At 66.0% G+C, this 26296-nt stretch carries 24 protein-coding genes; 4 read left to right on the top strand and 20 right to left on the bottom strand.

Going from position 1 to position 26296, the window contains the following annotated elements; all coding sequences use genetic code 11:
• Nucleotides 1-4 precede the first annotated feature (4 nt).
• From BMY30_RS11080 to BMY30_RS17860, 11 genes are all read right to left on the bottom strand, one after another.
• Complete coding sequence (locus BMY30_RS11080; protein WP_089713604.1) at nucleotides 5-2323, bottom strand: ATP-dependent DNA helicase; 2319 nt, start codon at nucleotides 2321-2323, stop codon at nucleotides 5-7.
• Nucleotides 2320-4050, bottom strand: coding sequence for a VRR-NUC domain-containing protein (locus BMY30_RS11075; RefSeq protein WP_089713601.1), 1731 nt, complete (start codon nucleotides 4048-4050; stop codon nucleotides 2320-2322). Before BMY30_RS11075 ends, BMY30_RS11080 begins: the two co-directional genes overlap by 4 nt.
• A 32-nt stretch (nucleotides 4051-4082) precedes the next feature.
• The gene (locus BMY30_RS11070; RefSeq protein WP_211607307.1) at nucleotides 4083-5126 is read right to left on the bottom strand and encodes an NAD(P)H-dependent flavin oxidoreductase; all 1044 of its coding nucleotides are present in this window, start codon (nucleotides 5124-5126) and stop codon (nucleotides 4083-4085) included.
• Nucleotides 5123-6142 carry a YihY/virulence factor BrkB family protein gene (locus tag BMY30_RS11065; RefSeq protein ID WP_089713599.1) on the bottom strand — a complete coding sequence of 340 codons (1020 nt, stop codon included), beginning with the start codon at nucleotides 6140-6142 and terminating at the stop codon, nucleotides 5123-5125. The genes BMY30_RS11070 and BMY30_RS11065 overlap by 4 nt, the downstream gene beginning before the upstream one ends.
• A gap of 7 nt (nucleotides 6143-6149) precedes the next feature.
• Entirely contained in the window at nucleotides 6150-6674 is a 525-nt protein-coding gene (locus BMY30_RS11060; RefSeq protein ID WP_089713597.1) for a retropepsin-like aspartic protease family protein, read from the bottom strand.
• Nucleotides 6675-6747: 73 nt separating this feature from the next.
• The gene (locus tag BMY30_RS11055; RefSeq protein ID WP_089713596.1) at nucleotides 6748-8100 is read right to left on the bottom strand and encodes an MFS transporter; all 1353 of its coding nucleotides are present in this window, start codon (nucleotides 8098-8100) and stop codon (nucleotides 6748-6750) included.
• Nucleotides 8101-8305: 205 nt separating this feature from the next.
• Entirely contained in the window at nucleotides 8306-10333 is a 2028-nt protein-coding gene (locus tag BMY30_RS11050; RefSeq protein ID WP_089713593.1) for a CocE/NonD family hydrolase, read from the bottom strand.
• Between the two features lie 42 nt (nucleotides 10334-10375).
• Nucleotides 10376-11680 (bottom strand): ATP-grasp domain-containing protein, encoded by a 1305-nt coding sequence (locus tag BMY30_RS11045; protein WP_089713591.1) that lies wholly within the window; start codon nucleotides 11678-11680, stop codon nucleotides 10376-10378.
• 70 nt (nucleotides 11681-11750) lie between these two features.
• Nucleotides 11751-12935 (bottom strand): toxic anion resistance protein, encoded by a 1185-nt coding sequence (locus BMY30_RS11040; RefSeq protein ID WP_089713589.1) that lies wholly within the window; start codon nucleotides 12933-12935, stop codon nucleotides 11751-11753.
• 45 nt (nucleotides 12936-12980) lie between these two features.
• Nucleotides 12981-13925, bottom strand: a complete 945-nt coding sequence (locus BMY30_RS11035; protein ID WP_089713587.1) for a cobyrinic acid a,c-diamide synthase — start codon at nucleotides 13923-13925, stop codon at nucleotides 12981-12983.
• A gap of 43 nt (nucleotides 13926-13968) precedes the next feature.
• Nucleotides 13969-14145 (bottom strand): hypothetical protein, encoded by a 177-nt coding sequence (locus BMY30_RS17860; RefSeq protein WP_170840124.1) that lies wholly within the window; start codon nucleotides 14143-14145, stop codon nucleotides 13969-13971.
• A gap of 164 nt (nucleotides 14146-14309) precedes the next feature.
• On the opposite strand from BMY30_RS17860, the gene BMY30_RS11030 reads away from it, so the two are divergent.
• From BMY30_RS11030 to BMY30_RS11015, 4 genes are all read left to right on the top strand, one after another.
• Nucleotides 14310-15305 (top strand): LLM class flavin-dependent oxidoreductase, encoded by a 996-nt coding sequence (locus tag BMY30_RS11030; protein ID WP_089713585.1) that lies wholly within the window; start codon nucleotides 14310-14312, stop codon nucleotides 15303-15305.
• Nucleotides 15302-16015: an AzlC family ABC transporter permease gene (locus BMY30_RS11025; RefSeq protein ID WP_089713583.1), complete on the top strand. Its 714-nt coding sequence runs from the start codon at nucleotides 15302-15304 to the stop codon at nucleotides 16013-16015. The genes BMY30_RS11030 and BMY30_RS11025 overlap by 4 nt, the downstream gene beginning before the upstream one ends.
• The gene (locus BMY30_RS11020; protein WP_089713581.1) at nucleotides 16012-16326 is read left to right on the top strand and encodes an AzlD family protein; all 315 of its coding nucleotides are present in this window, start codon (nucleotides 16012-16014) and stop codon (nucleotides 16324-16326) included. The genes BMY30_RS11025 and BMY30_RS11020 overlap by 4 nt, the downstream gene beginning before the upstream one ends.
• A gap of 98 nt (nucleotides 16327-16424) precedes the next feature.
• A complete protein-coding gene (locus BMY30_RS11015) occupies nucleotides 16425-16829 on the top strand; it encodes a hypothetical protein (RefSeq protein WP_089713577.1) in 405 nt (134 codons plus the stop codon).
• Nucleotides 16830-16895: 66 nt separating this feature from the next.
• On the opposite strand, the gene BMY30_RS11010 is transcribed toward BMY30_RS11015, so the two are convergent.
• The 9 genes from BMY30_RS11010 to glnE form a co-directional block, all read right to left on the bottom strand.
• Nucleotides 16896-17537, bottom strand: a complete 642-nt coding sequence (locus BMY30_RS11010) for a NapC/NirT family cytochrome c (protein WP_089713575.1) — start codon at nucleotides 17535-17537, stop codon at nucleotides 16896-16898.
• On the bottom strand, nucleotides 17534-18019 hold the full coding sequence (locus BMY30_RS11005; RefSeq protein WP_089713572.1) for a nitrate reductase cytochrome c-type subunit: 486 nt from the start codon (nucleotides 18017-18019) through the stop codon (nucleotides 17534-17536). The genes BMY30_RS11010 and BMY30_RS11005 overlap by 4 nt, the downstream gene beginning before the upstream one ends.
• A 27-nt stretch (nucleotides 18020-18046) precedes the next feature.
• Nucleotides 18047-20551, bottom strand: coding sequence for a nitrate reductase catalytic subunit NapA (gene napA, locus BMY30_RS11000; protein ID WP_089713571.1), 2505 nt, complete (start codon nucleotides 20549-20551; stop codon nucleotides 18047-18049).
• Nucleotides 20548-20832, bottom strand: coding sequence for a chaperone NapD (locus BMY30_RS10995; RefSeq protein WP_089713568.1), 285 nt, complete (start codon nucleotides 20830-20832; stop codon nucleotides 20548-20550). Before BMY30_RS10995 ends, napA begins: the two co-directional genes overlap by 4 nt.
• Nucleotides 20822-21328 (bottom strand): ferredoxin-type protein NapF, encoded by a 507-nt coding sequence (gene napF, locus BMY30_RS10990; protein ID WP_089713566.1) that lies wholly within the window; start codon nucleotides 21326-21328, stop codon nucleotides 20822-20824. The genes BMY30_RS10995 and napF overlap by 11 nt, the downstream gene beginning before the upstream one ends.
• Before the next feature lie 11 nt (nucleotides 21329-21339).
• Nucleotides 21340-21513, bottom strand: a complete 174-nt coding sequence (locus BMY30_RS10985; RefSeq protein WP_089713564.1) for a periplasmic nitrate reductase, NapE protein — start codon at nucleotides 21511-21513, stop codon at nucleotides 21340-21342.
• 197 nt (nucleotides 21514-21710) lie between these two features.
• Nucleotides 21711-22157: a type II 3-dehydroquinate dehydratase gene (gene aroQ, locus BMY30_RS10980; RefSeq protein ID WP_089713561.1), complete on the bottom strand. Its 447-nt coding sequence runs from the start codon at nucleotides 22155-22157 to the stop codon at nucleotides 21711-21713.
• Nucleotides 22158-22276: 119 nt separating this feature from the next.
• A complete protein-coding gene (locus BMY30_RS10975; protein WP_089713559.1) occupies nucleotides 22277-23200 on the bottom strand; it encodes a branched-chain amino acid transaminase in 924 nt (307 codons plus the stop codon).
• A gap of 62 nt (nucleotides 23201-23262) precedes the next feature.
• Nucleotides 23263-26250, bottom strand: coding sequence for a bifunctional [glutamate--ammonia ligase]-adenylyl-L-tyrosine phosphorylase/[glutamate--ammonia-ligase] adenylyltransferase (glnE, locus tag BMY30_RS10970; RefSeq protein ID WP_089713691.1), 2988 nt, complete (start codon nucleotides 26248-26250; stop codon nucleotides 23263-23265).
• Nucleotides 26251-26296 lie beyond the last annotated feature (46 nt).

Raw genomic sequence — 26296 nt, 5'->3', positions numbered from 1 at the left:
GCCTTTAGTCGACCGCCCACCACCCCGGCAGCCGGGCCCGCACCTCGCGCCGGGCGAAGCGGTCGTCCATCAGCACCACCGTGCCCTCGTCGTCGGGGCCGCGGATCACCCGGCCCGCCGCCTGCACCACCTTGATCAGGCCGGGGATGCGGTAGGCGTAGTCGTCGCCGCGGCCGAAACGCGCCGCCAGCCGCCCCTTGAGCGCTTCGTTGAAGTCGTCGAAGGGCGGCAGCCCCAGGGTGGCGATGAAGGCGCCGATCAGTCGCTCGCCGGGCAGGTCGATGCCCTCGGCGAAGGCCCCGCCCAGTACCGCGAAGCCGATCCCCTGCCCGCCCGGCGCGAAACCAGCCAGGAAGGCGTCGCGTGCCTCCTCGCGCATGCCGCGGGTCTGGGCACGCACGGGAATCTGTGGATGGGCCTCCTGCAGCCGTGCCAGGGCCGCCTCCAGGTAGGCGAAGCTGCTGAAGAAAGCGAGATAGTGGCCCGGGCGGCGACGGTACTGGCCGGCCAGTTCGTCGACGATGGGCGCAAGGGATGCCTCTCGGTCACGTAACCGGGTGGAGATGTCGGCACGGATGCGCACCTCGAGCTGCTCGGCGGCAAACGGCGTGGCGACTTCCCGCCATACCGTGGCGGCCGGCAGGCCCAGCAGGTCCCGATGGTAGTGGGCGGGACTCAGGGTCGCCGAGAAGAGCACCGCCGACTGAGCCGCCGCGAAGCGCGGCGCCAGAAAATCCGCCGGCACCAGGTTGCGCAGTCCCAGCACAGCCTGGCCGCGTCCGTGGCGGGCCAGGTCGCACAGCGAGTGGTCGCCGAAGGACTCCGCCAGGCGGGTGAAGGCCAGCGCCTCGAAGAGCAGCTCTTGGAGCGCAAGGGAGGCCTGGCCAGGGTGCTCGCCAAGGTACTCGGTGATGGCGCTGGCGACTCCCTGCAGGGCCGCGACCATCCCGCCGGGCAGACCGTCGAGCACCCGGTAGGCCGGCCGCCCCGGCTCGCCGACCTCGCTCATCCCCGCCTCTTTGACCAGCGACTGCCACTGCCCGGCCAGGCGCCCCAGGGGACGCTTCAGGGCTGCGGGGGCCTCACGGCGCAGACGGGCAAGGCGACGCTGGTCAAGCTCGGCGCTGTACATGCCCCGGGCCCGTTCCACCAGGTTGTGGGCCTCGTCCACCAGCAGCCCCAGGCGCCAGCCGTTGGCCCGGGCGAGGCCATGCAACAGGGCATTGGCATCGAACCAGTGGTTGACGTCACCAACGATCAGGTCGCACCAGCGCGCCAGCTCCTGGCCCAGGTAGTAGGGACAGACACCGTGGTCAAGGGCCACCCCGCGCAGCGCCTCGCGGTCCAGCCAGCCATGTGCCACGGCGGCCTGGCGCGCCGCCGGCAGCCGGTCGTAGAAACCCGCCGCCAGCGGGCAGGCTTCGCCGTGGCAGGCCCGGTCAGGATACTCGCAGGCCTTGTCCCGAGCGGTGAGTTCCAGCACCCGCAGCGGCCGGAACGTGGAGTCCGGGCTTCCGGCGTCCGGGCTCCCTGCTCTCTCCGCGGCACCGAGGATGGCCAGGGCATCCAGCGCCAGCCGGCGCCCCGGCGTCTTCATGGTCAGGAAGGCCACGCGGTCGAGTCCCTGGCGGGGCATGGCCTTGAGCAGCGGGAAGAGGGTGCCAAGGGTCTTGCCGATGCCGGTGGGGGCCTGGACCAGCAAGCAGCGGCCGGTGCTCGCCGCCTTGTAGACACTCTCCGCCAGGTCGCGCTGGCCGGGACGGAAGCTATCGTGGGGAAAGGCGAGCTCGCCGAGTGCGGTATCACGACGCTCGCGATGCCGGGCTTCCTGTTCCGCCCAGGCCAGGAAGCGACGGCATTGGGTCTCGAAGAAGGCCTGCAGCTCGATGGCGCTGGCCTCCTTGGTCAACACGGTTTCCCGACCGGTGGTGATGTCCAGGTAGACCAGCGCCAGGGTCAGCGAATCGAGGCGACGCTCGGCACACAGCAGCGCACCGTAGACGGAGACCTGGGCCCAGTGAAGGGCACGCTGGTTGTCGGCCATGCGCTCCAGATGACCACGATGGGTCTTGACCTCCTCCAGGCGGTTGGCTGCCGGGTCGAAGCCATCGGCACGGCCACTCACACTTAGCCCCTCGAAGGTAGCGGAGAGCGGCAGCTCGGCCTCGTAGCCCTCGCCACGCCGCTTTGCCACCCGGGCATGCCCCTCGATGCCTTCCCGGGCGCTGGGGGCGGGGGTGAAGCGGTGGTCCAGGTCTCCCTCGCGAGCGGTGAAGTCGCACAGCGTGCGCACCGCTACGCGATAGCGCGCCACCTCGCTCATTCGTCGTCCATCGCTCGCTCTCCGTCCATCCCCCAACGCACATGGCAGACCAAGGCGGGTATGCCTCGGGCATGGAAGAAGGCCAGCCAACGCCGCTGATTGTCCTGCAATCGGTCGCCCGGCCCCTTCACCTCGATCAACCGGTATTGCGGTTCGCCTTCGGGAGCCTCGGGAAGGAACTGAATCAGGTCCGGCAGGCCGGCCCGGTTGGCCTTGAGATCAACGAGCAGCCGCTCGAAACAAGCGCGCAGATCAGCGGCCGGAAAGCAGGCCAGCGCCCGCTCGAGCAGTTCTTCGTCGAGCAAGCCCCAGTGCACGAAAGACGAGGCCAGCCCGTGCTTTTCTCGCCAGGTGGCACGGATCGCCTCGCGATACCTGCCATCATCGAGCCGGGCCAGGCAGGCATCGAACAGGGCACGGCGACGTGCCACGAAGTCCTCGCGGAAGAGATCCGCCGGACCGTGATGAAAGGGGTGGAAGAAGGCACCCGGAAGCGGCGCGAAGAGCGCCTCCCAGCAGAGCAGCCCGAAGAGCCCGGTGAGCAGGCTGTTCTCCACGTAGTGGACCGGCGCCCCATCATGATGCAGATGGTCCCGCACCGCGGCCTCCACCGGGCCGGGCGGCAGGGTCAGGGTCGACTGCTGATGGGTCGGCTCGCGCCGGTTCGCCCGCGGGGAAAGCCCCACCCGACGACGCAGCCGTGGCACCAGCCGTCCCAGCGCCTGGGCTTCCTCCTCGTTTGCCGGGGCCTCTAGCAGAGGCTCGGCCAGGGCCAGGGCTGCGGCATGCTCCCCGCGACGTTCCAGCAGGCGCAGGTGGCGGATGCGCGCCTCGACGCTGCCGACCGGGACCGCGTCCGGCCAGCCGGCCCCGGCATAGAGGGTGAGGGCCGATTCGCCCTCACCTTCCCGCTCTGCCTGGCGACCCAGCACCACGCAGAGCCGCCGATGCCGCGCCGCTAGCCAGGCGTTGTCGGCCAGCGGCGCGGGGAGCTCAGACTGCAGCACCGATACCGCCTCCCCGGCCTCGAGCCGTTCGCGCAGGCGGTGCAGGGTCAAATAGGCATCCACCTCATCGCGACGCCGGAAGGCCCGGGAGTCCGGCGTGATCGCCACCCGCTCGAAACGTTGCAGGCCGAGCTCGGTGAGCACGAACTCGGCCCAGTCCTGGCGCAGGTTGCCGAAGAACATCAGCCGCAGTCGGTCGCAGGTCGCCATCACGGCGAGGCGCACGACACGGTCCTGCGTCTCGGGCCACCAGTCGGGAAGCAGGCGAGGCTCGTCGAGCCGCGGTGCCAGGGCCTCGAGCAGCGCAGCCTTGCCGGTGGCGGCGGGTAGCCCCATGGCGGCGATCTCCGTGGCCAGGGCACGGCGCAGCTCGGGAAGGCGCAACTGGCGGAAGAGTTCCCCCAGGCAAAGCTCGGGAATGGCTTCGACCAGGCCCGCCTCGATCAGGGGGGCCAGCGCAGTCTCGGTGTCGCCGATCTCGGGATAGCTCAAGCGCGAGGTGCGAAAGTGCTCGCCCTTGCGCATCACCATGCGCACCAGCAGCGCCTGCGAGGCCTCGGGCAGGGCGTCGAAGTCCGTCAGGAACCCGTGCTCAGCCGCGTCCAGCAGGTCAGCGTGGCGCTCGGCCACCCATGCCAGCAAGAAGCGAAAGTTCGTCAGGTAGTAGCGCGGGTCCTCCAGGGAGGCGGTGACAGGCGCAGCGGCAGGGATACTGTTCATGCATCCATGATATCAGCACCGACATGGCACCGTCAGCGGGGCAGGCCTCGAGCCAACTCGGCAATCACCTCGCCGGCGGGCACCTCGCGGCAGTGGCTGGCGTTCTGCCCGGCCCACAGCGGGGAGAAGTCGCCAAGGCCACGGGCCTCGGCGGCGGCGCGCAGCGGGGCGATGGCCGCAGTGGCCAACGGGAAGGACGGCGCTGCCTCGCTGATCGGCCCCAGCTCGCGCATCAGCCGGGTGACGATGCCCCGGGCCGGACGGCCGCTGTAGAGGTTGGTCAGGGCCGTATGGCGCGCGGCCTCGCTCATCAGCGCCCGGCGATGGATGGCCGAGACACGGGATTCCGGACAGCAGAGGAAGGCGGTGCCGACCTGGACGGCCTCGGCGCCCAGGGCCAGCGCCGCCGTCATGCCCCGTGCCTCGGCAATGCCACCGGCGGCGATCACTGGCACGTCCACCGCCTCCCGGATCTGGGGCAGCAACGCCAAGGTGCCCATCTGGGTAGTCAGGTCCTCGGTCAGGAAGAGACCCCGATGGCCACCGGCCTCGAGCCCCTGGGCGATCACTGCATCGGCGCCGCGGGCCTCGAGCCAGCGCGCCTCCTCCACCGTGGTGGCCGTGGAGAACACCAAAGCGCCCCAGGCCTTCACCCGCGCCAGCAGTTCCGGCGCCGGCAGGCCGAAATGGAAGCTCACCACCTCCGGGCGGAAGGGTTCGAGGGCGTCGCAGGCCGCATGATCGAAGGGACGCCGCCCAGCCCCGGCCGGCACTGCTTCGATATCGAGGCCGAATTCGGCATACCAGGGCGCCAGCGACTCGTGCCAGCGCGCCTGCCGCTCGGGATCGGGCGAGGGCTGCGTGTGACAGAAGAAATTGACGTTGACCGGGCCCGAGATCGCGTTGCGGATGGCCTGGAACTCTTCCGCCATGGCCTCGGGTGAGAGCATCGCGCAGGGCAGCGCACCGAGGCCGCCGGCACGGGAGACGGCAATGGCCAGCTCGCTGCCCTGAGCGCCCGCCATGGGGGCCTGGAGGATCGGCACGCCGATGCCCAGCTGCTCGGTCAGTGTCACGGGGCATCTCCTTGATTGGTAGCGTCGTGATCGGCGGCGCGGCGCCTCCGGCCGAAACGTCGCAATGGCCACTCACGGCCCAAGGTGTCGGCAGCGTAAGCGTCTCGCTCCCCCGGGGGTCGGGAGGCGCCGACGGTGGTATCGCGATAGGTCTGGCGCTCCATCTCCACGTTGAGCTCCGCGCCCAGCAAGACGATGAACGCCGAGAGCCAGAACCATAGCATCAGTACCACCACCGCCCCCAGGGAACCATAGATATCACTCGGGTTGATCACGCTACTGAAATAGAACGATAGCCCGGCGGAACCGATCATCCACAGTAGCGTTGCGACGACGGAACCGGCGCTGATCCACTTCCAGCGCGGCGGCCGCCGATCGGGTCCGAAACGATAGAAGACGGCGATGACCAGCATCATCACCAGCAGGAGCACCGGCCAGCGCAGCCACACGATGATCGTGACCATCAGGGTATCGAGATTCAGCATGCCGATGGCCAATGGAAAGAAGGCGATGAAGGCGATGGTGGTCAACAGGACCAGGATCAACCCGAGCGTCAGCGTCGCGACGATCCAGCCACGCTGCAACGCTCCTCGGCTATCCACCTCGCCGTATACCACATTCAGTCCTATCACCATCCATAGTACCCCCTTGGAGGCGATGAACATTGCCAGCACCACACTCCCCAGGGCCGTCAGACTGAGGCCGGTGCTGGTCGTCTCGCCTATCTGGCGTGCCTGGTCGTTGATCAGGCTGGAGGCATCGGGCGGCAGATAGCGGCTGAGCTCCACGATCCGACTCGCCAGGTCCTGGGGGTCCATCACCAGCGCCCAGATCGAGATGATCGCGGCGATCGTCGGGAAGAGCGCCAGCATGGCATTGAAGGCGATACCGGCGGACATCATGGCGAGGAGATCCTGAGTAACCTGCTGCTTGACGCGCCATACGATGTCCAACCACCCGGTCGCAGGAATCTGTTTGGGCTGCTCGGCGCAGCGGCCCCGTTTCGGCTTCGCCATACGTACCTCAGTTGTTTTGCGGAGGGTGCAGGACCATACGCGAGTCACGGATCTCGATATCGAAGCGGCCGAGGAAGCTCATCCCTAGCAGGGCCGTCTCGCCGCTTAGGCCCGGACTGATGGAGCCGCGGACCTCCCGCGCGGAGAAGCCACCCAGGCTCACCTCGTCGAGTCGCGTCAGCTCGCCGCGCACCCGACCGTTGGCGGTATTGAACCAGGCGCTGCCGATGCTCTCGAGCCCCAGCTGCTCGGCCATCTCCGCCGGGACCGCGACATAGGTGGCACCGGTGTCCACCAGGAACTCCACCGGCTGGTCGTTGATGCGCCCGGTGGCCACGAAGTGACCGGCGCGGTTGCGCTCCAGCACCACCGGCTCGCCTTCTCCCACCACGACATTGGCAAGGTGGGCATTGGGGTTGCGCTGCGCCTCCAGGTAACCGTGGAACCACCAGGCCCCGCCCCCCAGGAAGAGCACCCAGAACAGCAGCATCATGCCCAGGCCGGCCCGGCGTGTGGCGCGTTCGTCACTCATGATCTTCCCTCCCGACGACTCTCCTTTGAGACCATGATGCCATAAGGGCATTCCGCGACGGGTCACCGACATCCTAGCGTCCGATGCGTGCTTCCCAATCGCGGGCTGCCTGTTGGCCGCGTGCCTGATCGACGAACAGGCAGACCAGGATGGCGATGACGAAGAGCACCACGCAGAGCAGGATCGAGGCCTTGAGCCCCACCAGCGACTGCAGCAATCCCAGGCCAATGATGCCGATCACTCCGGCAAGCTTGTTGGCCAGGCCCCAGAAGCCGAAGAATTCGGCGGCCTTGCGGCTCGGCGAGAAGAGCCCCACCAGAGCGCGGCTGGCAGATTGGCTGGAACCCAGGGAGAGACCGGCCAGGCACCCCACCACCAGGAAGAGATGCTGGGCCTCCCAGTCGAGTCCCAGCCGGTCATGCAGAAGGGCGGTGACCTCCGGTGTGGCCCAGATGGCGAGTATCGCCGCCACCCAGAGGGTCAGGGTCATCAGGTAGGTGACCTTGGTGCCGATGCGATCCTGGAGGAAGCCGAAGCCCAGCGCCCCGACGGCGGCGGTGATCTGCACGATGATGAACATGATATTGCGGACCGATTCGTCCCAGCCGATCACCTGGGCGCCGTAGATGAAGGCGAAGGCGATGATGATGTAGACGCCGGCCATGGAAAAGAGCAGCGAGACCAGAAAGATGCCCAGGTCGCTGAAGCGTCGCAGCTCGTGCAGCGTCGTCGCGACGCGCTCCAGGGCGATCTCGCGATAGGGCTTACCGGGCGGCTGGGGCGTACCACGTTCCTTCACCCACAGGAAGGTGGGGATGGCGGTGACCAGGAAAAAGCCCGCCGCGAAGGGCCCCACCCAGCGAATACGCTCGAAATTCTCGGCCGTGGCCTCGCCTAGAACCACCAGCGTGAAGCCCGCGGCGAAGAGCCCGCCCACATAGCCCAGCGCCCAGCCGAAGCCGGAGATCTTGCCCAGGTCCTGCGGCGGGCCGAGATCCGGCAGGAAGGCGGCAATGAAGGACTCGCCCATGGAGTAGGCATAGTTGGAGACCATGATCAGCAGCAGGCCCAGCATCACATAACCCGGCGCCACGAAGTAGAGCATGGCGGTGGCCGCCACGGTGGCCAGGTAGCTGACGAACAGGAAGCGCTTCTTGGACGCCTGGTAATCCATCACTGCCCCACACAGCGGGCCGGTGATCACCACCAGCAGATAACTCACCGCCAGCGCCAGGCTCCAAAGGAAGTTGGCCAGCCGGTAGTTGTCGCCGCGGTCGCCGACGATCACCGTGGTGAAGAGTTCGCCGAACACCACGGTGATTATCAGCAGAGTATAGGCCTGGTTGGCGAAGTCGAACATCGCCCAGCCGAGGATCTCCTTGCGCGAGGCGCGGGGTGTCGTCGGCACGGCGGCGGTCAGGCTCATGGAAAACGTCCCTGAGAGGATAAGCACGTCACCATAGCAGCCCCCGCCTACCTGAACGACTTAGGGAACTGCTGATTTATGTCGCGAGCGAAGATAGGTTGGTCGCCGCCGGAGCGCAGAAACCGGAGCCTATGCGTTACTAGGTGAGGATGTTGAGCACCGCCGGCGGCCAAGATATCGAGTGCAGCAATAAATCAGTGTTTCCCTAGACGAGATCGCGCGGGATGGTCTCATCCCAGGTCTGCGCGTAGATTCGGGTTTCCCCCTCCCAGGCATCGAGGGTGGCACGGATACGGAAATTGTCCGGGTCGCTGGTCAACTGGGTGCGAGTCAGGGTGCTGACCTCCCAGTCACCGCGCTTGAAGCTGCGCTGCCACTCCGTCCAACCGCTGACGCTGTCGTAGCTGCCGTAGGAATACTGGTAACGCTCCGTGACACGGGCAGCAATCTCGAGATCGATGTCGTCGATCCGGTAGCGTCCCTCGTCGTTGATCACTTCCAGGGTGGTGCGGTCCTGGGCCAGGTCGCGGATCACCTGCCAGGTCTCCTGGGTCGGCTGCAGCAGCGTCTTGGCCAGCGCAGGCGCGCCCTCCGGCTCGTCGAAGGCCGGCAGCGCGGCTTCCTCGGCGGGTCGCGGCGCCCGCACCGGCAGGATCAGGCGGCAACGACTCGGATGGATGGTGAGCCTGGCTGGCCGAGGGGCGGGCCAGGCCAGCGGCCAATAGCTGGTGGAAAGCGCCAGCCGGATGGCATGTCCTTCGGCGAACTGCTGGGCGATGTGCTTGAGCGGAATCCTGACGCGATAGCGCTGGCCCGGCACCAGCGGCTCGGGGTGCTCGTCGCTGTCGCGGTGGGTGAGGTTGAGCAGGCCATAGGAGACCCGAGTGGCCTTGTCGTCCTCGGCGATATCGGAGAGGCGCAACGCCACCATCGCCACCGGCTGGTCGGCGGAGAGTTCGAGCTCGACCATTGGCGATCCGCAGATCTCCAGCGGCGCATCGAGCCGGGGGGTCTGGAAGATCAGCGAGCCGCCATCCTCATCGCGCTGGTCGTGGGGAAGGTCCGGCGGGGCATTGTAGGAGCACCACTTGCCGGCATAGAGCCCCACCGAGAGCGGAGAGCGAATATCCAGGGTGGCGTCGTCATCCTCACCATCGGCTTCGGGCAACAGGCCATGGCCCTCGGTGAGCCGGAACGAGCTTGGCAGGATATTCGGCGATGGCCACGACGGCTCGGCGATCCAGCGCCCGGGGCGCTCATCGTAACGCGCCGATGGGGGCACCGACTCCTGCATCCAGACCCGCAGCATGGGCTCGTCCATGATCCCGGTATCGACGCCCTTGAGCCACTGGTCCCACCAGCGCAGCGATTCCTGCAGGAAGCCGATGGCCGGCCCCGGCACGCCCAGGTGCGGGTACTTGTGGGCCCAGGGGCCGACCAGCCCCTTGCGCGGCACCTCGAGCCCCTCCAACACCCGGAAGACGGCGTTGCAGTAGCCATCGGCCCAGCCACTGACGGCATACACCGGGCACTGGATCCTCGAGTAGTCCTCGCATACCGAGCCGTGCTTCCAGTAGGCGTCGCGTCGCTGGTGCTCGAGCCACTGGCCGAGCCACATGCCGCTGCCTCCCAGGCGTTCGAGCCACATCTCCCGCCAGCGATCGCCTACCAGTTCGGGGTCGGGCGGACAGGCGTTGCCATCGAACATGGTCGAGGCCCAGGAGAGGTTGTCGGCCAGCAGGCAGCCGCCCATGTGGTGGATGTCGTCGGCGTAGCGGTCGTCGGTGAAACACAACGTGATCACCGCCTTGAGCTGCGGGGGGCGCAGGGCGGCGATCTGCAGGCCGTTGAAGCCGCCCCAGGAGATACCGATCATGCCGACATCGCCGGTACACCAGGGCTGGGCCTCCAGCCAGGCGAGGACGGCCAGCCCGTCCTCGAGCTCGCTGGGCAGATACTCGTCGGTGAGCACGCCGTCCGACTCGCCGGTGCCGCGGATGTCGACCCGCACCCCGGCATAGCCGTGGCCCGCCCAATAGGGATGCATCTGGACGTCACGCTCGGCGGTGAGGTCACGCTTGCGGTAGGGCAGGTACTCGAGGATCGCCGGCACGGGATGGATCTCGGCGTCTACCGGACGCCAGATCCTGGCCGCCAGTCGACTGCCATCGGGCAGCGGGATCCAGGTCTCCTCCTCCATCACCCGGCGAGGAAAATCGGTAACGATGCGCATGTGTCTCCTTACTTGTGATCTTGCGTGCCGCTCCCGGAAACCTCAGCCCTGGATGTCGTCGAACTCGAACGCCAGTCGCGCCACCAGACGATCGAAGTCCGCGAGCAACTGCTCGGCCGATGACGCACCCAGATAAACATGCGCCAGTGCAAAACTGTAGGCGTCCTGCTCGGGCATAGAGGAGAGCTGCTGCCCTTCCTCAACCTGCACGGCGATCTGGGAACCGGGGAAATCGGCATGGAGTTCCGCGAGCTCCGCGTCGGTGGGAACCCGTGTCACCACCGCATCGGTGAAGAATACCCGGTGGAAGAACTTCGCCGCCATGGGAAATTCGCCCTCGCGATGGGGCATGTCGGGCCGCTGCCCCAGCCCCAGGTCGATTGTCACCTGCTGGTTGCTGACGCCATCGACTTTCTCAAAGAGGTCGCAATGCGATTGGGAGATACGTGTGTTGATCTCCAGTAGCCAGACCCGGCCCTGCACTTCGTCCCAGAAGTATTCGATGTTGAAGGCCGCATTGTCGTAACCGATATGGGTCATGATGCGATCGGTCAGCTCGATCATGATGGCCTGTATATCCTCGGGGAGCCCGGACGGATAACGGTAATGGAAGAAGCTCAGTACCTGCGGATAGCGCAGTGAATCGACGATACCGTAGCTGACCACCTTCCCGTCGAAGACGTAGCCCTCCACGGTGCACTGCCAGCCGCCGATGATCTCCTCTGCCATGCAGAAGTGTCCGTCCACGGCAGCGATTTCCGGGGGCAGTTGCGCCTGTTCCAGCACCGTATTGAAGGGGTCGGCGATGGTGCCGATCGACTCGCGCAGCTGCTCGATAGCGTGATAGAAGTCCTCGGGCGTCTCGATGCGAAAGCCCAGCCGCGAGCCAGACGACTTGATCGGCTTGACGAAGAAGGGGAAATAGAGTCCCGCCTCGCCGATGCGCGTCATCGCGTCGTCATCGAAGGGATCGAAGGCGGTGAAGCCCGGGATATGGTCAGAGATCACCTCGCGCTGAACACGGCGACTCCAGTACTTGTGTTCGCACTTGAGCAGGCTCGTCAGCGAAGTGCTGCGGACACCGAAACGTTCACAGAGGATCGGCAACATGGTCGAGACAGGAAAGTCCATGTAGCCGACGATGGCGTCGATGGGCTCGTCGAAAGCCTCGAGCTGCGCCGTGGCCTCTGACAGCATGGCATCGATGTCAAACTCTTCGGTATCGTAGACCGCCTCGGGGGCAATTACCCCGTGGAACCGCCATTGCCCAGCGCCGTGCAGCGTCTCGAGACGCTGGCGGTTGAAGTCGTTGAGTCCCACTACGAAAATGTTCTTGACCTTGTCCATTGCCCTGCCTCATGTGGCGCGCCGAACCCGACGCATTGGAGCAGCATAGCCCAGTCCGCGCGTTGAAGGATCACCCATGGCGGTCGCGCTCGGCGGTGTCCTGCCCCTCGCGACCGCGCTGCAGGCGACCGATGGCCTCGTTGCCCTGGCCGGACAGAACCGCCAAACGGTCGATCTGGTCGTCCAGCTTGGGCAAGGCCTCGCGGCGATAGCGGGACAGGTCGTCGATGGCCCCCATCACCTCGCCGAAGGCCTCCTCCAGGGCCTGCATGTCGAGCATCGCCGACGAAGCTCGCTGCTGGATATCAACACCCTGCTGGCGCAGCGCCCGCGCGGTGCCGCCGATGATCTCCGAGGTCGTGGTATTGAGCGCCTCGACGCGATCCAGCACCAGCCGCTGGTTGGCGAGGGCCAGGGCGACCGTGACCGCCACGGTCAGTGCCGAGACGGTGACGTTGATGGCGCGATCGACGCCACGCATCAGCTCGCGGTTGTTGCGAATGATCACCTCCAGCGCCAACACCCCCTGCTGGCTCACAGCCAGCTGCTGCTGAAGGTCGACGATACGCTGGCGCAATGGGAACAGCAGCTCCTCCTCGAGAAAGCGCCGCTGGGAGTCGTCCTCGTCGCGGCGCGCGATAGCGGCCTGCAGCCGCTCGTCGATCAGCCGCCCCAGGGCGACCTGACGATCCAGTTGGGCGAGGCTCTCGCGCAGGGACTGCTGGTCGTCGCTCAGGGTGAGGTTGTCGCGATGCAGCATGTCACGCCCTGCCTCCAGGTCGGCGATGATCGCATCCAACGCTTGCTGGGCCGTCTCGAATTTCTGGAAGTAGCGCTGCAGGCGACTGCCGGCGCCCGGGAGACGCGCCAGCAGGCGATCCAGCGGACCCGGCGATAGCCGGTGTTTCGAAGGGTCCAGCTCCTGCATCCGGCCGCGCAGGTCGATCAGGGCCTTGGCCACGGGGCCGCCCTCATCCCCGTGGTGGGCCAGCTGGCGCAGCGGGGTCTGCAGCATGGCGCTCTGGTGGGCAGCCTGCTGCTGCAACTCCAGCCCCAGCTCATCGATAGCGCGTCGCTGGCGCGCCAGGGCGTCCGCATCGCCGTCGGTAACCAGCTCATCGACGAAGGTATCGGCCTGGGCCGTCAGCGACGCGTCCTCTGAGCTACCCTCAGACACGTCTCTGTCGAGCTGACTGGCGATCTCCTCCACCGGGGGCAGTGACAGGTGGGAATCGCGTTCGGGTTGCTGGGTCATGGGCACCTCGGAAAGGATCGGGTATGAGCGTGTGAAGGACCGGACTCAGGACTTGCCACGCCCGTAGCGGTCGGCACGGGAGACGAAGCGGCGCAGCTCCTCCAGCGCCTGCTCGGTGGTGACCGACGCCTGGGGGCGCCCGGTCTCGATGCGCGCCATGGAAACGGCGGTGTCGTCGAGGACGGTCAACGCTGACTCATTGCGCGCTGCCAGCTCGCGCAGCCCCTTCTCGGTTTCCTCGAGCAGCTCCAGCCGGCGCATCAGGGCGGCACGTTCCGCTGTACCCAGCTGCCGACCCTCACGACTCAGGCGACGACGTACGAAGTCACCGTCCACGTTTGCCACGCCACGGGCCTGGGAGGCCATGGCATCGAGGGTGTCCACCGCGCCGCGGCAGACCTCGGCCACCAGCCCACGGGCGCGGGCGAAGGCCAGCTCACCGCTATCGAAGCGGCTACCCAGCACGCCCAGCACGTGGCGGTAGCGACTGTAGACGCGGTCGGCCTGAACCGCCAGGTCGGGCCGCCGTGCGTCGACCAACCCCTGCTTGGCCCGACACAGGGCCAGCACAAGGTCGTCGGCATCCGCCGGAGGCTGAGCGGGATCGAGCACCGTCAGGTCGGCCTCGTGGGCGTCGCGCTGCTGTTGCTCACGGCGACGAGCGGCCTCGGCCGCCAGGCTCGCCTGCCGGCGCTTCTCACGCCGCCGAGCGAACCAGCCACGCAGCCGACGTTCCAGCGGCAAGGCCACCGGAATCGCCACCAGTCCCGCGAGCCATCCCATCAGGGTGGGTCCGAAGCCGCCCCACAGCGAGGTCAGCCACAGAAGCATGCTGATGAAGGGCACCAACAGGGCGTAGCGCAGGATGACCTGCAAGCGGCTGGGCGGCTCGACCGGCACCGCCAGGCGCGGCTTGGCCAGACCCACCAGCAGCCACGGTAAGCATGTCATGAAGAGGCCGTACGAAAATCCCTGCAGGAATCCCAGCATGGGCTGACCATCCTTTATCCGTGAAAAATAGCATTGCAGGCTGCTAGAAAAGCAGGGTGAGCACCAGGGCCACGATGCCTACCAGCACGGCGATGCTCACTGCCACGACCACCACGAGGTCGAGCCAGCGATCGAAGCGGGCCCAGTCGAGACGCCGTCGACGGCGCCGTCGGGTGGCACCGCGACGGGGTTCGCCATGGTCGGCGCGGATGAGGGTCATGGTCGAAGTCCGATTTCACCATTGTTCTCAGAGCTTACGGCCTGCCGAGGCGGCTGGCCACCACCATCGACTGTGATCGCCAGCGGGGGCATTGCATTCCATCCCGAGCGCCCCGATGCTAGGAGAAACTCAGCAGGCTAATTGTTTCCGGAGTTCCCCACGATATGTCCCGACTCGCTGACACGCCCCTTTCCGTGCTCGACCTGGCCCCGATCCGCGAGGGCGGCAGCGCTGCCGACAGCTTCAGAGAAAGCGTGGCGCTGGCCCGGCTCACCGAGCGACTCGGCTTTACGCGCTACTGGCTGGCCGAGCACCACAGCATCGAAGGCATCGCCAGCGCCGCCACCGCGGTGCTGATCGGGCATATCGCCGGCGCCACCGAGCGAATCCGGGTAGGCAGCGGCGGCATCATGCTGCCCAATCACCCGCCGCTGGTGGTGGCCGAGCAGTTCGGCACCCTGGAGACCCTCTATCCCGGACGCATCGACCTGGGACTGGGTCGCGCGCCGGGATCCGACGGCCCCACCATGGCCGCCATGCGCCGCGACCCTTATGCCGGCGTCGATGACTTCCCCCAGCGACTGGCCGAGCTCAAGGGCTTCCTCAACGACGAGCGGCCGGGCCAGCGGGTGCGGGCGGTCCCCGGCCAGGGCACAAAGGTACCGCTTTGGCTGCTCGGCTCCAGCGACTTCAGCGCTCGCCTGGCGGCCCGCGAGGGGCTGCCCTTCGCCTTCGCCGCCCAGTTCGCGCCCGCCCAGCTGTTCGAGGCGCTCAAGCTCTACCGCGACAATTTCCGGCCCTCGGCGTTCCTCGAGGCGCCCCATGCCATGGTCGGCCTGCCGGTGATTGCCGCCGAGAACGACCTCCAGGCGGACTACCTGGCCTCCACGGCACGCCGAAAGTTCCTGGGCATGATACGCGGCCAGCGCATCAAGGCCCTGCCGCCGGTAGAAGCGCTGGACTGGTCGCCCAGGGAGCAGGCCCAGGTGGAGCAGTTCCTGGGCGCCGCGGTAATCGGCGGCCCCGAGACAGTGCGCATGGGCCTGGAGCGCTTCCTGGAGCTGACCGGTGCCGATGAGCTGATGCTCAATACCGATGTCTACGCCGCCGAGGACCGGCTTAGAAGCTACGAGATCGTCACCGAGATGTGGCGCTCATGAGCCAACCCGACAGCTCGCGACCGACCCTTGGCCATCTCGTCGAGGGCTTCCGGCGCATGGCACCAATATCGCTGTTCGTCATCGTCTTCGGGCTGGCCTTCGGGGTGGCGGCCCTGCAGCAAGGACTCTCCGAGCTCGAGACGCTCCTGATGAGCGGTCTGGTGTTTGCGGGGGCTGCCCAGTTCGCGACCCTGGACCTATGGGGCGATACCATCCCGCTGCTGCCGCTGGTCGCCATCACCCTGGCGATCAATGCCCGCCACCTGCTGATGGGCGCCGCCTTCTATCCGCATCTGCGTGATCTGCCCAGCGGGCGCCGCTACGCTAGCCTGCTGCTGCTCAGCGATGCCAACTGGGCCATGGCCATGACCGGGGGAACCACGGCCTCGCGATTGGGCATCCTGGTCGGTGGCGGCCTCGCGCTGTGGACCTCCTGGATGATCGGCACCGGCCTCGGCGTAGTCTTCGGCAGTGGCATCAATGAGCCCGAGCGCTTCGGGCTGGACGCCATCATGGGCTGCTTCCTGCTGGCCATGGTGATAGGCGACAAGCGCGACCTCAGCGTGCTGCTGCCCTGGGGCGCCGCGGCCCTGGCCGCCCTGGCAGCGATGGCCTGGCTGCCGCCCCATGCCCACGTGATCGTGGGGGCGCTGGCGGGCGGCTTGGTGGGCCTCCTCCTGCCATCCGCGCGCAGGGAGACGACGGCATGACCCTGACGGCCGCGAACGGTGGCGTGCTGCTGGCCATCCTGATCATGGCGCTGGTCACCTACCTGACCCGCGCCGGCGGGGTCTTCGTGATGGCACGTCTGCCCATCGGCCCACGTGTCGAGCGCTTCATCAACGCCATGGCCGGCTCGGTGCTGGTGGCGGTGATCACCCCCATGGCCGTGAACGGCGACGGTGGGGCGCGGATGGCCCTGGTCGCCACGGCGGGGGTGATGCTGGTGCTGCGCAAACCGTTGCCGGCGATTGCGGCCGGGATCCTGACCGCCGCGCTGTGGCGCCTGGTCGCATCCTGACCCATCCTCGGAACCAAGCACTTCACCCGCTTTCCAAGGGGCAATCATTCACGGGGCGCCGGCTGGCCGACGCCCCTTCCAAGACACTGGAGTTTTTCATGCCCGATCCCCATGACCCGCGCCGCGACTCACACCAGAATGCCGCCTGGCGAGCCGCCCAGCAGTGGCAGGAGCGCGCCCGCCAGACCCATGCCAGTGGCCCGCTGGGCGGCCTGAAGCTGCTGCTCACCTGGCTACTATTTGGCGTCATGATGATCGTCGCCATGGTGCTGGGGCTGTTCTTCCTGCTCATCGGCTGGGCGATGATGCCCTTCCTGCGCCATCGCATGAAGAAGCGCATGGAACAGATGCGCGCCGAACAGGCCGAGGACGTGGAGGGCTCTGTCCACTATCGCGAGACCCGCTATTACGCGGGGCGCAATACCGGCGACCGGGAGCAGCAGGTGCTGGAAGGCGACTATGAAATCAAGGATGAGACTCGCAAGGATACCGATCGCACCTGATGCCGACAGCTGACGTTGGCGGTTGACGTTATGGACAAGACCCGCCGGGGAGGCGGGTCTGGTGGATCATCCATCCCTCTCGAGGTGGGCCACCCAGGAGTCGAATCCCGGCGATCCTGTCGCTCCTGTCTGGAAGTCCTCCCCCATATCGGGTAGCTCGTGGGCAATGCCCTTGTGGCAGTCGATACAGGTCGCCTCACCCGAGGCGAGGGAGGTGGAGTGAGCATCTGTCGCTCGCGGGCTCTGCCTGGTGAAGTCCATGTAGTCGAATTCGTGACAGTTGCGACACTCCAGGGAGTCGTTGGCCTCGAGGCGCGCCCACTCCCGCTCGGCCAGTACGCGGCGCTTGGCCTCGAACTCCTCCTCGGTGTCGATGGTGCCGAAGACCCAGCCCCATACCTCCTTGGAGGCCTCCATCTTGCGTGCCATCTTGTCTGTCCAGTCATGGGGCACGTGGCAGTCGGCACACTGTGCCCGCACTCCCGAACGGTTGGTGTAGTGGATGGTGTCCTGCATCTCTTGCAGGGGGCGCTGCATCTCATGGCAGGAGGTACAGAACTGTTGGGTATTGGTGGCTTCCAGCGCCGTATTGAAGCCACCCCAGAACAGCACCCCGGCAATGAAGCCGCCGAGAGTCAGGAACCCCAGGCTGAAGTGGACACTGGGTCGAGTGAGAATCCGCCAGTAGCGTGCCAGCCAATCTTTCATTGCCCCTCCTCCTGACGCTTGAGCATCTCGGTCAGCACCTGTTCCGCCGTACGGAAACTATTGCCCACGAGCGGCTCGGCATCGGTCTGGGGAACATGGCACTGGACGCAGAAGTAGCGGTCCGGGGATACCGCCAGCAGCACCTGATCATTGCGACCCCTAAAGTGGGACACGCTGACCATGGGAGCACCGGCCTCCACCGCCTCGCCGCGGCTGTGACAGGTCAGGCAGCGATTGAAGCGTGCATCGACCTGGTAGTCGCGGATGTTGTGGGGGATCACCGGCGGTTGCTCGGGCCAGTTGCGTTCCATTCGGCCTTGCAATGTGGTCTCACCGGCAATTTCGGGGGCCGGCTGTATCTCGCTGATGGTCCCCCCGGGACGCAGGCCATCAGGCGCAGGAGGATCGCTTAGTTCATCGGCCACCACCACCCCGAAAAGGGCCAGGGCAGTCACCAAGCTGGAGATTGCAAACCATTTCATGATGTCTCTCCTTGTATTGGTAGCCACTCAGGCCAGACTGATCAGTTCCAGACGTACCGCACACTTCTTGAAGTCCGTCTGCTTGGAGATGGGGTCCGTGGCATCCAGCACCACCTTGTTGATCAATCGGTTGGCATCGAAGAAGGGCACGTAGACCAGTCCCCGGGGTGGCCTGACTCGACCCCGGGTCTCGACCCGCAGGCGCGCCTCACCACGCCGGCTGATCACCTTTACCTCGCTACCGCGTCGCATGCCCTGTTCGCGGGCATCTTCCGCATGCATGTAGAGCAGCGCCGCGGGCACGGCCTTGTGAAGCTCCGGCACACGTCGCGTCATGGAACCGGTGTGCCAGTGCTCCAGCACACGGCCGGTACACAGCCAGAAGGGGTAGGTCTCGTCTGGAGACTCGGCGGGCGGGTCAAAGGGAGCAGCAAAGATCAGGGCGCGATCGTCGGGCTTGGCATAGAACTGTACCCCCTTGCCCTCTTCCACGTAAGGATCATAGCCCTCTCGATAGCGCCAAAGGGTCTCCTTACCATCGACTACCGGCCAGCGCTTGCCGCGCACCTGGTGATAGACGTCAAAATGGTCCAGGTCCTTGCCCTTGCCACGACCGAAACGGGCGTACTCCTCGAAGAGTCCTTTCTGTATATAGAAGCCCAGGGCCTCGGCCTCCTGATTGGCAAAGCCCTCCTCGATGTCCGACAGGGGATACTGATCCACCTGGCCATTGGCATAGAGCAACTCGAAGAGGGTCTTGTCGCGAAGTTCCGGTGCCTTGTCGAGGAGTTCCTGGGGCCACACCTCGTCGACCCTGATCCGCTTGGCGAGCTCCACGGTCTGCCAGAGATCGGAGCGTGCCTCCCCGGGAGCACTGACCAGCTGGTGGAAGAACTGGGTGCGCCGCTCGGAGTTGCCGAAGGCCCCCTCCTTCTCCACCCAGCCGGCCGCTGGAAGGATGAGGTCAGCAGCCTGGGCCGACACCGTGGGGTAGATATCGGAGACGATGACGAAGGCCTCGGGATTGCGCCAGCCGGGATAGGTCTCCTGCATGGTATTGGGGCCGGCCTGGACGTTGTTACAGACCTGGGTCCAGTAGACCTTGATATCGCCGTCCTTGAGCCGGCGACTCTGCTCCACGGCATGGAAGCCGACCTTCTCGGGCACAGTGCCTTCGGGCAGCTTCCAGATCTTCTCCGCCGTCTTGCGATGTTCGGGGTTCATGACCACCATGTCCGCGGGCAGGCGATGGGCGAAGGTCCCTACCTCTCGCGCCGTGCCGCAGGCAGAAGGCTGACCGGTCAGCGAGAAGGGGCTGTTGCCCGGCTCGGAGATCTTGCCGGTCAGCAGGTGCAGGTTATAGATCAGGTTATTCACCCAGACGCCCCGGGTGTGCTGATTGACACCCATGGTCCAGAAGGTCATCACCTTGGTGTCGGGATCGGCATATAGTTCCGCCATCTCCTCGAGACGGCTCGCCGAGACCCCCGATTCGCGCGCCGCACGCTCCAGGGTGAAGGGCGCGACATAGTCGGCGAATTCCTCGAAGGTCATGTCCGACCAGTCGTTGGCATTGCCGGCATTGGCGGCAGCCTGCTGCAGCGGATGCTCATCGCGAAGCCCGTAGCCGATGTCATCCACCGCCCGGGCGAAGCCGACATGGTTCTCCACGAACGCCTCGTTGACCCGCCCGGTCTGGATGATGTGGTTGGCGATGTAGTTGAGGATGACGATGTCGGCATTGGGGGTCATCACCATGGGGATGTCGGCGAGGTCAAAGCTGCGATGCTCGAAGGTGGAAAGTACCGCCACTCGAGTCTCGGGGAAGGAGAGCCGCCGGTTGGTGACCCGGGTCCAGAGCACGGGGTGCATCTCTGCCATGTTCGATCCCCAGAGCACGAAGGCATCGGCATGCTCGATATCGTCGTAGACCCCCATCGGCTCGTCTGAGCCGAAAGTTCGCACGAAGCCGAAGACCGCCGAGGCCATGCAGTGGCGAGCGTTGGGATCGATGTTGTTGGAGCGGAAACCGGCCTTGAACAGCTTGCTCGCCGCATAGCCCTCCCAGATCGTCCACTGGCCGGAGCCGAACATCGCCACACTTTCCGGGCCATGCTCGCGAATGGCCGTCTTGAACCTGTCGGCCATCAGGTCCAGCGCCTCGTCCCAGGAGACCTCCTCGAACTCCCCCTGCTTGTCGTAGACACCGTTGCGCTTGCGCAGCAGCGGTTTGCGCAGGCGATCCTCGCCGTAAAGGATCTTCGAGAGAAAGTAGCCCTTGACGCAGTTCAGCCCGCGGTTGACCTCGGACTCCGTGTCACCATGGGTGGCGACGATGCGATCGTTCTGGGTCGCCACCATCACGCTGCAGCCCACGCCGCAGAAGCGACAGGGGGCCTTGTTCCAGCTAGGCCGTGTCAGCTCTGTATTGGTAATCAGGTTGCTGGCACCGGCGGGCATGGCAATGCCCGCGGTGGCCGCAGCAACGGCGGCGGCGTTGGCCTTGGCAAATTCACGGCGAGTCAGTTTCATGACGGGGCCTCTTGTTGTGGTTCGTCGGCGGTATCCGGGTCAAGCAGTTCATGGTAGACGAGTGCCGCACCGAGCACGCCGGAGAGCGACTGGACCGAGTCGATGAGATCAAGAACCCGGCTCTCTAGCGGGCTTTCGACCACCACCACGAGCTTGCCGGAGGGGTCCTCGGCACTCACATCGCAATCGGTCTGAGCGGCCAGCCAATCGGCGATATCTCGTAGATTCGCCGGTTGGACATGGACCAGGAAACTGGTGACATGCAAGACATCAGACGGCATCGAGCGCCTCCTGGTCGGTCGCCATCAGGATGGAGTCGTTGGGACATTGCGCCTGGCAGGCACCGCACCCCGTGCAGGCGTCGATGTCGATTCGTGGCCGCGGTGGGCGGCCAAACTCCGGCGGGAAGCGGATGGCGCCCCAATCACAGGCGTCCTGGCAGCTCTGGCAGTGAATCCTCGACAGCGCCAGACACGAGGGCTGAACCCGGGCATGCCACGGAAAGGCCTCGCGTCGGATATCGAAGACATCGGCCTCGCAACTCTCGACGCAGTCGCCGCACAGCGTGCAGCCTTCCTGATCGAAGCGAATCTCCGGAAAGCCACCGCTACCGCGATGCAGCACCCCCTCAGGGCAGGCTTCGATGCAGGCATCGCAGCGCGTGCAGCGATCGATCAGGTCGTCGCCGGTCCAGGGAGGGCGCCGGACAGGGCCGTAGCCACCCAGGGAGCGGAAGAAGCGACGACGATCCTGAGGATTGTTGGCTGAAGGCGTCATGGCATTCCCCTTCAGCTTGGCGGTCCAGGGTGACCGGTGAAGATCTGCAACATCCACACCGCGAAGCCATAGCCCCCCACCACAGCGATCGCCAGGAGCGGAAACAGCAGAAGAACGATGAACAGGAACAACTTGAGTTCCTCATTCTTGTGAGAGGTTGCCTGGTTCTTGTCAGCATCCGGCATGAGCGTCTCCCGATGCGCCGAAAAAATAGGAAATAGCGTGCGACTATCAACTCAGACTAGAAGATTGCGACACTTTGTCACGTAATGAAAGTCGATTTCCTGGCCGTGCGCAATGCAAGCTGTTGAATCGTCACGGGCCCGCCCATGGGAAGGCTTGGCAAAGGGCGGGTGAAGCGGGAAGGGATCGACGGAATCGCTCAGCCCTTGGCGGCTTCGATCAGGGCATCCAGAGCGGCGTGGTAGCCCTGTTTACCGAGACCGGCGACGACACCGTCGGCACGCAGCGAGACGTAGGAGTGGTGCCGGAAGCTCTCGCGCTTGTGGACGTTGGAGAGGTGGACCTCGATCACCGTGCCTTCGAAGGCATTGAGCGCATCCAGGATCGCCACAGAGGTGTGGGTATAGGCCGCCGGGTTGATGATGATCGCCGCTGTGCCATCCAGACGAGCCGCCTGGATGAGGTCGATCAGCTCACCCTCGTGGTTGCTCTGGCGGCAGGTAAGCTCCCAGTTCCCCCGTTCCGCCACCCGATACAACTGGTTGTTGATGTCCTCCAGCGTCTCGTGACCATAGATCTCGGGCTGCCGGGTACCAAGCAGGTTGAGGTTGGGCCCGTGGAGCACCAGCACCTTGCGCTGACTCATCTGGCTGTCTCCCGCATCGTGTGTCCGGAGGGTTCAAGGGAGTGCCGGCGCCCCACCGGCATCGTAAGACGGGGTGCCGGCTTTCACTCCCGGAAGAGCCGGGAGTCGGGAACCGAGGGTCAGGCCACCGGGGTCAGCCAACTGGCATCGATGGCCTGCTTGCCGCGCACTACATCGAAATAGAGCGATTGAATCTTCTCGGTGATCGGTCCACGGCGGCCCTCTCCGATGGTACGGCCGTCGAGTTCACGAATCGGCAACACCTCGGCGGCGGTGCCGGTGAAGAAGGCCTCGTCGGCGATGTAGATCTCGTCGCGAGTGATCAGCTTTTCGCGCAGCTCAAAGCCCAGGTGCTCGGCCATGTGCAGTACGGTATTACGCGTGATGCCGTTGAGGCAGGAGGTCAGCATCGGCGTGTAGATGACACCGTTCTTGACCATGAAGAGGTTCTCGCCGGAACCCTCGGCAGCATAGCCCTGGGGGTCGAGCAGCAGCGCCTCGTCATAACCGCCGCGCTGGGCCTCGGCCAAGGCCATCATCGAGTTGATGTACTGGCCGTTGGCCTTGGCACGGGTCATGGCGATATTGACGTGGTGCCGGGTGAACGAGGAGGTCTGCACCTTGATGCCGAGTTCGCGGGCCTCGGGCGACATGTAGGAGGGCCACTCCCAGGCGGCCACGATCGCGTGGGTCTTGAGGTTGTCGGCGCGCAGACCCATTCCCTCGCTGCCGAAGAACACCATGGGGCGCAGGTAGGCCTCGTCGAGGCCGTTCTCACGCACTGCGGCGCGGCAAGCCTCGTTGATCTGCTCCTTGCTGAAGGGCATGTGCATGCCGAGGATCTTGGCCGAATCGAACAGGCGGTCGGTGTGCTCCTTGAGCCGGAAGATGGCCGCGCCCTGGTCGGTCGCGTAGGCGCGCACGCCTTCGAAACAGCCCATGCCGTAGTGCAGGGTATGCGTCAGTACGTGCACCTGGGCATCGCGCCAGGGAACCAGTTCGCCGTCGAACCAGATGAGACCGTCTCGGTCAGCCATCGACATAATCTACGTCCTTTCATCTTCTAAATAATGGAAATAGGAAACACGCGGGAACCAGTCCGCGCTCAGTGACCTTGCGGTGCGAGCAGGCGTTGCCAGAGCTCGATGACGGCTTCGCGATGCGCCTGGAAGTCGTCATTGTGACCGCGCCCGGCCCCGCCGGTCAGGGCCGCCCGGTGGGCGGCAGTGCGACAGGCGAGATAGGCTTCGCGCAGACGCTGGCAATCCCGGCTCGGCAGGCGATCGGTCGCTTCGAGAGTCTCCAGAATACGAATATTGTCGCTGTACGCCAATAGCTCGGGGGAATCGTGGGCCATGGAGAGCACCGCGAACTGGCAGAGGAACTCGATGTCGACCATGCCGCCGGGATCGTGCTTGAGATCGAAGTCGTCGCCCTGGCTCTTGCTGCCCAGGTGGTCGCGCATCTTGTGGCGCATCTTCACCACCTCCTCGCGCAGCGCCTCGAGGTCCCGCTCACGGCCGAGGATCTCGCCACGAATTGCGTCGAAACGTTCGGCGAGGCGTGGATGGCCGGCCACCACCCGGGCACGCACAAGCGCCTGGTGCTCCCAGGTCCAGGCCTGCTCGCGCTGGTAATCGGCGAAGGCCGAGAGCGTCGATACCAGCAGCCCCGAGTTGCCCGAGGGACGCAGGCGCATGTCCACCTCGTAGAGGCTGCCCGCCGGGGTCACCGCGGTGAGCAGGTGGATGATGCGCTGGCCCAGGCGGGTGAAGAAGACCGCGTTGTCGATGGGCCGCTGGCCGTCGGTGGTCCCCTGGTTGGCACCGTCGTGGAGGAACACCAGGTCCAGGTCGGAACTGTAGCCCAGCTCGATGCCGCCGAGCTTGCCGTAGCCGACCACCAGGAATTCGGGCTCGCCGCCACAGCGCCCCTCCTCACGGCGCTCCGGGAAGCCGTGCTTGCGAGTCAGGTGCTTCCAGGCCATAGCCAGCACCTCCTCAAGGACCACCTCGGCGATGTAGGTGAGATAGTCGCTGACCTTCATCAGGTGACGGGTACCGGCGATGTCGGAGGCCGCCACATGCAGCACCTGGGCATGCTTGAAGACCCGCAGGGCCTCGAGCTGGGCCTCCTCGTCATCCTCGGGAAGCCGCCCCAGGGCCTGTCGCAGCTCGTCGGCCAGGCGCTCCTTGTCGGCCGGGGTGTAGAGGGTCTCGGGAGTCAGCAGCTCGTCGAGCAGAATGGGATGGCGGGCCAGCTGGGCGGCGATCCAGGGGCTGGCACTGCACAGCTTCATCAGGTGCCCCAGGGCATCCGGGTTCTCGCGCAGTAGTGCCAGGTAGGCGGTGCGCCGTAACACCGCCTCGACCAGCGGCAGCACGCGCTCCAAGGCGATATCCGGCGTCTCGCTCGCGGTCACGGCATCGAGCAGCAGCGGCATCAGGGCCTCGAGTCGCTCGAAGCCGACACGCTGCATTGCCTGTACCTGGCGGGACTGGCGCAGCGCACGCAGCCGGCGCAGGGCCTCATCCGGCTCCGTCAGGCCGGCCTCCTCCACGAGCTCCCGGGCCTCGTCCTCCTCCAGCTCGCCGCGCCACAGCGCGCGCCACTCCTCCAAGCCGACGGCACCGGAGGCCTGGTCGGCGTCATCGGTCTCCTCCACCTCCTCCTCGGGCTCGGCGATCACCGCGTCGAAATGCCGACGCACCCGCTCGCGCACCTCATCGAGGCGTGCCATCACCGCCGGCCAGTCCTCCATCTCGAATGCCAACGCCACCCGCTCGCGGTCAATGTCATCCTCGGGTAGGGTCTGGGTCTGGCGATCCTCCAGGGCCTGCAGCACATGCTCCAGATCGCGCAGGAAGACGTAGTCGGGCATCAGCTCGTCAACCACCTCCTGGGGCAACAGGCCAAGCTCGGGTAGGCGCTCCAGGGCGGACTTCAGCGAGGTGACCTGCAGTTCGGTGTCGCGGCCGCCGCGGATCAGCTGGAAGGCCTGGACCACAAACTCCACTTCGCGGATGCCGCCGGGGCCCAGTTTGATGTTGCCCTGCATGCCCTTGCGCCGGACCTCGCGGTTGATCATCGACTTGAGCTCGCGCAGCGATTCGATGGCACCGAAATCCAGGTACTTGCGATAGACGAAGGGGCGCAGGCTCGAGAGCAGCTCGGCACCGGCATCCCGGTCGCCGGCGACGGGCCTGGCCTTGAGCATGGCGTAGCGTTCCCACTCGCGCCCCTGGTCCTGGTAGTAGCTGGCCAGCGAGGAGAAGTTCCCCACCAGAGGACCACCATCGCCCAGCGGGCGTAGGCGCATGTCGACGCGGAAGGCGAAGCCGTCGGCGGTCACCGCGTCCAGGGCGGTGATCAGCTTCTGGCCGATCTTGGTGAAATACTCCTGGTGCTCCAGGGACTTGCGCCCACCCTCGGTCTCGGCCTTCTCGGGATAGCCGAAGATCAGGTCGATGTCGGAGGAGAGGTTCAGTTCACCGGCGCCGAGCTTGCCCATGCCCAGCACCACCAGCCGCTGCTCGCTGCCGTCGCGACGCAGGGCGGGCCGCCCCCAGCGCGGCGCAAAGTGAGCCTCGAGCCAGGTCAGTGCCCCCTCCAGGCAGGTCTCGGCGAGCCGCGACACGGCGCCACTGGTCTGCCACATGTCGATGCCCGGGGGGCGGGTCAGGTCACGCCAGACGATGCCCAGCATCCGTGCGCGACGAAAGCGACGGATGGCGCCATGCAGGGCCTCCTCGTCCTCGGCGGCCTCCAGCCGCTCGTCGAGCCAGTCGCGCAGGGTCTCGGCTGAGGGCGTCGAATCCAGCTCACCGGTGGCGTCGAGGTGCAACAGCCACTCCGGATAGCGCATCAGGGTCTCGCCGGCGAAGGTCGAGACGGCCAGCACATGGGCCAGCTGACGGCGCCGCTCGTCCGACAATGCCAGCCAGTCCTCCAGGGGGGAATCGCTGCCATTCAAGTCGGCCAGGTTGTCGGCCTGCTCCAGTGAGCTCGCCAGCCGATCATGGGCATGTGCCAGTGGAGCCCTCAGGGGCTCGGGAATGTCATCCAGGGGCAGGAAGTCATCGGGCAGGGCCATGGGTATCTCGCATCGGTTCTCGAATGCTTCCAGCATAGCGAAGCCT

Origin of the sequence: Halomonas daqiaonensis (assembly GCF_900109725.1) — a bacterium.
Classification (GTDB): domain Bacteria; phylum Pseudomonadota; class Gammaproteobacteria; order Pseudomonadales; family Halomonadaceae; genus Halomonas; species Halomonas daqiaonensis.
Note: the sequence above shows the minus strand (reverse complement) of the source record. Positions and strands in the feature narration are given on the sequence as shown.